3 protein-coding genes and 1 pseudogene are annotated in these 6,450 nt (G+C 72.3%); 3 read left to right on the top strand and 1 reads right to left on the bottom strand.

Translation table 11 applies throughout. The features are described 5' to 3' along the window. Positions 1–203 (top strand): annotated as a pseudogene (locus OOT46_RS30485) (hypothetical protein); the annotation flags it as partial. A 41-nt stretch (positions 204–244) separates the two neighbouring features. Here the strand turns inward: OOT46_RS30485 and OOT46_RS30480 are convergent. Then, on the bottom strand, positions 245–2,881 hold the full coding sequence (locus OOT46_RS30480; protein ID WP_265407384.1) for a PEP-CTERM sorting domain-containing protein: 2,637 nt from the start codon (positions 2,879–2,881) through the stop codon (positions 245–247). Between the two features lie 507 nt (positions 2,882–3,388). Here OOT46_RS30480 and OOT46_RS30475 point away from each other — a divergent pair. Both OOT46_RS30475 and OOT46_RS30470 read left to right on the top strand, forming a co-directional pair. Beyond that, complete coding sequence (locus OOT46_RS30475; protein WP_265407383.1) at positions 3,389–4,069, top strand: YceH family protein; 681 nt, start codon at positions 3,389–3,391, stop codon at positions 4,067–4,069. A gap of 497 nt (positions 4,070–4,566) precedes the next feature. Beyond that, complete coding sequence (locus OOT46_RS30470) at positions 4,567–6,279, top strand: type I secretion system permease/ATPase (protein ID WP_265407382.1); 1,713 nt, start codon at positions 4,567–4,569, stop codon at positions 6,277–6,279. The last annotated feature ends 171 nt before the right edge of the window (positions 6,280–6,450 follow it).

The following is a 6,450-nucleotide window of genomic DNA, read 5'->3' as shown; positions in this document are numbered from 1 at the left end:
GCCGGGCCACCCTGATCATCCTCGACGACGCGCTGGTGCACAGTGACGAGCAGCGCCTCGGACAGATGAAGCGGGTGCTGTTCGACGCCGCGCAACGCCACCAGCTCCTGCTCTTCACCTGCCACCCGACCGGCTGGCGCGACCTCGGCGTGGCGCCCCGCTCGATCGAGAGCCTGAAGGCGGGCGCCCCCCCCGGCGCTTGAAGGCAGGCCCGGCACGCGCCGGCGACCGGGCCTGCGCCGGTTCAGCCGCGCAGCCGCCGGCGAGCCCCTCCCACCAGGCCGCCCAGGCCCAGCAGCATCAGCGCCCAGGTGCCGGGTTCGGGCACCGCGGCCACCGTCAGGTCCACGAAGTGGCTGCCGTAGGCCAGCGTCAGGCGGTACTGGGAGGGATCGAGCGCGCTGCCCAGGCTGGCGAAGCTGCCGCTCAGCCCCCCCGCGGCGCTCAGGAAGCGGAAGGTCCCGAGTACCGGATCGTCAGCGACGAAGTCCACCCACAGCTGGCCGCCCAGCTCGGCGGTGCCGCTGAGGACCAGCCGGTCGAACCGGTCCGCTGCGGCGATGTCCAGCAGCAGGGTGCCGCCCCGCAAGGCGACGCGATCGGCCTGCAGCGTCCCGAGGCCGACCTCACCCTCGGCCGCGCCGGCGCTCAGGCGGCCCCGGCTCATCCAGGCGAACTGCGTGGCGATCGTGCCGGCCAGCCAGGTGTCGGACGGCGTGCCGGCATCGCTGCTGGTGAGGAAGGTCGGGGCCCGCAGCACGCTGCCGGCGCCCACCACCAGCTCGCCGCTGTTGGTCAGCTGCACACTGCTCGTCAGTGTGGCGCCGTTGAGCAGTTCGAGGCGGCCGACGTTGTCATACAGCTGCGCGAACGCGTCGCGGTCGGTGCCCAGCCACAGGCTCGTCATGCGGGCCTGCGGCCCGTGGAGCACGACGCGCGTGTCCCGGCCGATCGTGTGGATCAGGAGCGGGGCGCTGCCGGCGGTCGTGCCGCCGAGGTTGAACACGAGGGTCCCGTTGCGCGCGATGTAGCTGCCGCCCTGCAGCCGGCCGAAGTCCCACCCGGCACTCAGCTGCGTGAGCGGCCCCGACAGCACCAGCCGCGAGCGCACCGCCTCCAGGCTGCCGCGGTTGTCGATGCTGCCGGCCAGGGTCAGGGTGCCGGCATCGGTCGCCCGGATGCTGCCCCGGTTGTCGAGGGCGGCCAGGATGACGGTCTCGCCCGCACCGGTCTTCTCGTAGCGGCCCTCATTGACGAAGGAGGCGACCGAGATCACGGTGGGGCGCGGCGTGCCCTCGACCGGCGGTTCCACCTCGATGGCGCCTTGGGCGTTCCGGTCCTCGAAGGTGCTGCCGGCGCGGACCCGGATGCTGCCCGGGCCGCGGATGTCGCCGTCGCCGTCCCACACCACGCCGCCCTGGAAGTCGAAGGCCGAGTTCAGGTGCTTGCCCGGTGTGTGGCCCGGCAGGTCGATCCAGGTCTCGCGCGCGTCGGTCAGCGTTGCCAGACCCCGCACCGTCACGGTGCCGCTGGTCTCGAGGTCGCCATCGGACCAGTCCAGGCGGTCCACGACAAGGCTGCCGGCGATCTTCACGCTGCTATAGGTGTAGCTCCTGAGCGCCCCATCCACCTCATACGGCTGCGGCTCGCCGATGTTCAGCCTGCCCGCCTCCAGGCCGCGCTCGAAGTTCAGCCTGGCCCCGCCCAGCGCCTCCCAGGTGCCGCCGCCGCCGAGCGCGACGTCCGGGGTGATCCGGATCAGGCCGCCGCGAAAGCTGAGGCTGCCGTCGTTGTGGATCGCACCGCCGGCGAAGCTGACCGAGTCGTGCTCGTCCCCCCCTGATCCGAGATCGATGCTCAGCCGTCCTCCGGAGGCGATGTTCCAGCTGCCGGTGCTGCGCAGCTCGGCGTCGCCGGTCCCGAAGGCCACTCGCCCGCCGGCCCCGATGTTGACGGTGCCGGACTGATGGAAGGTACCGCGGGTGGTGTCGAGGCTCATCTCGGCCCCGGCGACCGTGACGGTACCCTCGTTGTTCCAGGTCGCGCCCGAGTCGCTCCGGTAGCGCAGGGCGCCACCTGTCACTTCCATCGTGCCATGGTTGATGAAATCGCTGGTCCCCGCAGAGAAGTGCGTGGTGGCGGCGCCGGTCTTGCGGTAGCGGCCCTCGATGCTGAAGCGACTGTAGGAGAAGCTCAGGCTGTGGTCGGCGCTTGCCGCCTCGTCGTGGAAGTCGCCGCCCGCGCCTATCGTGATCGAGGTGCTGCCGCCCAGCCAGGACACGCCGTCCTGCCAGTGCGTGCGGCCGTTGAGGCGCAGGCCGCCACCGTAGTAGCCGAGCTCGAGGCTGGCGCCGTTCAGGACCGCGGAGCCCTGTACGGTGACGACCGGCCCGACCGTGGCGAAGGTCCCGGGCCGCTTCATGGCGCCGCCGGTCCACAGCAAGCTGCCCAGTGTCAGGGTGGCAGGCGTGCCTTGTCCGATGCCCTCGCCGGCGCCCGACAGGCCGCCCCCGTGCAGTTCCAGCCGGCCCAGGCTGGAGCCCGGGCCGGCGAGTTCGAGCAGGCCCCCCGTGATGGACAGGGTGCCGGTGCCGTTCACCTGGCCGGCCAGGAATTGGTCGCTGCGCAAGGTGGTGTCGAAGCCGCCGAGGACCACGCGGGTGTCGGCGGCCTGTGGCCGGCCGGCCGACCAGTTGCCGTTGAGGTCCCAGAAGGGGGCGCTGGCCGCCCCGGTCCAGCGGGTGTCGGCGGCTTCCGCCGCGTGGGGCCCACCGAGCAGGCAGACCGCTGCGGCGACGGCGAGCCGGCGGAAGGGACGGGTGGGCGGCGACAGGGCGGTGCGCTGCGTGAACGGGGTGCGTCGTGGCGTGGCGGATTTCATCCTCATCTCCTCGAGCGTGTGGGGTGCGTCGTGCCCCGACTTCGGCGCTCGCGACGCGGCGCGCGGAGTCCGGCCTGGATGAGGATTTCGCCGGCCGGCGGCCGGCGATGCCCCAGTTGCAAGCGCCGGTAAGATGGCGCGCGCGCTGCCGGACCGTCGCTTCGGTGCAGCAGAAGGCGCCGGGCCCGTACTTGTCCGGATGGCGCAGTGGCCGCCCGTGGACAGGGGGCATCAAGGCCGCACGCAAGAGCTGCCGGTGCGGCTGTCAGGTGGCGCGCAGCCGCTGGGCCCCGCGTGATGCGTCAACTGGACATCTAAACATTTCGCATAGCATGTGACACGTGCCTGTGGGCAGCGCTGTGTCCGGGACGCTGGCGGGCGACCGGTCCGTCGCGTGCTATCGTCCCCGCAGTGGCCCGGCGGGCGTTCCCGCGGCGACCGAGAAACCCACAGGAGTGAACCCGCAATGAAGCCTTGCCGCTCCCCGGCTGTCGAAGGGAAGGGCCGATGGCACTGAGAACTTTGAGCCCGCTCGAAGCCCGCGTGCTGGCGGTGCTGGTCGAGAAGCAGCACACCGTGCCCGACAGCTACCCGCTCTCGCTCAATGCACTGACCCTGGGCTGCAACCAGAAGACCGCGCGCGACCCGGTGATGAACGTCAGCGAAGCCGACGTCCTGCAGGCCATCGAGGGCCTGAAGGAGCAGAGCCTGGTCAACGAGGTCAGCGGCAGCCGGGTGGTGCGCTTCGAGCACAACGCGCCGCGCGGCCTGGGCCTGCCCACCCAGTCGGTCGCACTGCTGACCCTCCTGATGCTGCGCGGCCCGCAGACCGCTGCCGAGCTGCGCTTGCACACCGAACGGCTGCACCGTTTCGCCGACATCTCCTCGGTCGAGGGTTTCCTCGACGAAATGGCCGAGCGCGAGCCGCGCCGGGTCGTCCGGCTGCCGCGCGCCCCGGGCGCGCGCGAAGCGCGCTGGGCCCATCTGCTGTGCGGTGAGGTCGACGTGCCGGCCGTGACCCCCGGCGCCGCCGCGCCCGCCGAGCCGAACGGCGCCTCGGCGGACGAGATCGCCGCCTTGAAGCGCGAGCAGGCCCGCATGGCGACCGAGCTGCAGCAGCTGCGCGCCCTGGTGCTGCGGCTGGCCGGCGAACTCGGCGTGCCGACCGACGAGCCGCCCGCTTCCTGACCTCGCCGGGCCGTGCGGAGCGCGCCCGGTGCTTCGCATGACCGTTCGATGATTCGCCGGAGCAACCCCGGCGGCATGGTGGTGCGTTGCATGCTCCACTTTCCGAAGCAGTGAGCTCCGGCGGGCGGGCTTGCCGCGCTGCGCCGCGGAGCCCGGCTTCCGTCCCGGCCGCAGCCCTCGCGGGCGCGCGCTGCAAGGCCTCATCGCCGATGGGGCTGGCGACTCTGCGAGCGGTGATGTACCGCCACAACACAGGTTTACCCTCGGATGCACATAGGCCCCGTGTTGGCTTGCGCCCGCGGCCATCATCCCCAACCCCGCCCGTCCTCTGCCGCCGACCGCTCCGCCCCCTCGCGTGGCCGATGGTCGGGCCGGAAGGCAGGTGAGCCGGCCGGGTGGCCCCCCCGGTAAGGGGGTGGTGGGCCGGGCGCCGGTAAGCGATGCTTTCTGCTACGGAAGTTTATGCACACACACACTTCGTTGAGGGAGGCAAGGGAATGAACTGGCTGTTGACGCCGCGTCTGCGCCCCTTCATCGCACTGGCTGCGGCGGCCTCCCTGCTGCTGAACGTCGCGCTGCTGATGCCCTCGATCTACATGCTGCAAGTCTTCGACCGGGTATTCAGCAGCCGCAGCCTGGAGACCCTGGTCATGCTGACCGTGCTGGCGGCGCTGGCGCTCGGGCTCGGCTACTGCATGGACCGTGCACGCAGCGTCCTGCTGGCGCGCGCCGGGCGCATCGTCGACGAAACCCTCTCCCCCCCGGCGCTCGAGGCCGCGCTGCACGAAAGCGCCACCGCGCGCCACCGCACCGACCGCTCGGCGGTGCAGGACATCACGCGGTTGCGCGGCTTCCTCGGCAGCCCGGCGGTGCATGCACTGTTCGACGCGCCCTGGCTGCCCATCTACCTGCTGGTCATCTTCGCGCTGCATCCGGCGCTCGGCTGGGCTGCGCTCGCCTCGGCGCTGGTCCTGTTCGGCCTCGGGCTCTACACCGAGCGCCACACCCGCGCCGAGACCGAGGACGTGATGCGCCGCGGCCGCACCGCGGCGCTGCAGGTCGAAGCGCTGAGCCGCAACGCCGAGGTGCTGGTCGGCATGGGCATGCTGCAGCGCGCGGTGGCGAGCTGGAGCGGCCGCCATGGCGAGGCGCTGGCCGCCCAGGAGCGACTGAGCGATGCCTCGGCCTCGCTGTCCGCCTTCGGCCGTCTGGTGCGCCAGGCGGTACAGGTCGGCATGCTGGGCCTGGGGGCCTGGCTGGTGATCGCCGGGCATGCTTCGCCCGGCATCATGATCGCCGCCACGGTGCTGGTGGCACGCGCGCTGCAGCCCGTCGAGCACCTGATCGCCGGCTGGAAGTCGCTCATCGAGGTGCGCGCGGCCTGGGCCCGCCTGCAGCAGCAGACGCTGGAGCTGCAGCAGGAGCAGGCCCTGCGGCTGCCGCCGGCGCGCGGCGCGCTGAGCCTGGAGCAGGTCACCCTCAGCCTCGACGTCAGCCGTCCACCGGTCATCAAGCGCGTCAGCTTCTCGCTCGCGCCCGGTGAGTGCCTGGGACTGATCGGGCCGAGCGCCGCCGGCAAGACCACGCTGGTGCGCCTGATGCTCGGCCTGCGCACCCCGCAGGCTGGCAGCGTGCGCCTGGACGGCATGGAGCTGGCCGGCTGGCCGCGCGACCAGCTCAGCGGCGTGATCGGCTACCTGCCGCAGGACGTCGAGCTGTTTTCCGGCAGCGTGGCGCACAACATCGCGCAGCTGGGGCCGGTCGACAGCGAGCGTGTTGTCGCCGCCGCGCAGCTGGCCGGGGTGCACGAGATGATCCTGCGCCTGCCGCAGGCCTACGAGACCGAGCTGGGCGACGGCGGATGCGCGCTCTCGGGCGGGCAGCGCCAGCGCATCGCGCTGGCGCGCGCCGTCTACGGCAATCCCCGCCTGGTGGTGCTGGACGAGCCCAATGCCAACCTCGACAGCGAAGGCGAGGACGCGCTGAGCCGGGCCATCGAGCAGCTCAAGCAGACCGGGTGCACCGTGGTGCTGGTCTCGCACCGGCCGCCGCTGATGCGCCATGCCGACAAGCTGGCGGTGCTGCGCGAGGGCGCGCTTGAACTGTTCGGCCCGCGCGAGCAGGTGCTGGCCCGCCTCAGCAGTCCCAGTGTCCACACTCTCAGGCGCGCCGGCCCCGGTGGCGCGGAAGCGCAAGGAGCGCAGGCGTGAGCCCCGCCCGGCCGCCCGAAGGGGCTCGCACCGCAGTGCGCAGCACGGAGGTTACCGAATGACCCCCGCCCGGCCGCCCGAAGGGGCTCGCACCGCAGTGCGCAGCACGGAGGTTTCCCAATGAGCCCCGCCCGGCCGCCCGAAGGGGCTCGCACCGCAGTGCGCAGCACG

This window comes from Aquabacterium sp. A7-Y, assembly GCF_026153205.1.
GTDB lineage: Bacteria > Pseudomonadota > Gammaproteobacteria > Burkholderiales > Burkholderiaceae_C > Caldimonas.
The sequence above is the reverse complement of the archived record's forward strand: the minus strand, read 5'-3'. Positions and strand labels throughout refer to the sequence as shown.

Excerpts from the sequence above, each read along its gene's own strand:
- OOT46_RS30480 (WP_265407384.1), bottom strand. The coding sequence starts at position 2,881 with ATGAAATCCGCCACGCCACGACGCACCCCGTTCACGCAGCGCACCGCC.
- OOT46_RS30475 (WP_265407383.1), top strand. The coding sequence starts at position 3,389 with ATGGCACTGAGAACTTTGAGCCCGCTCGAAGCCCGCGTGCTGGCGGTG.
- OOT46_RS30470 (WP_265407382.1), top strand. The coding sequence starts at position 4,567 with ATGAACTGGCTGTTGACGCCGCGTCTGCGCCCCTTCATCGCACTGGCT.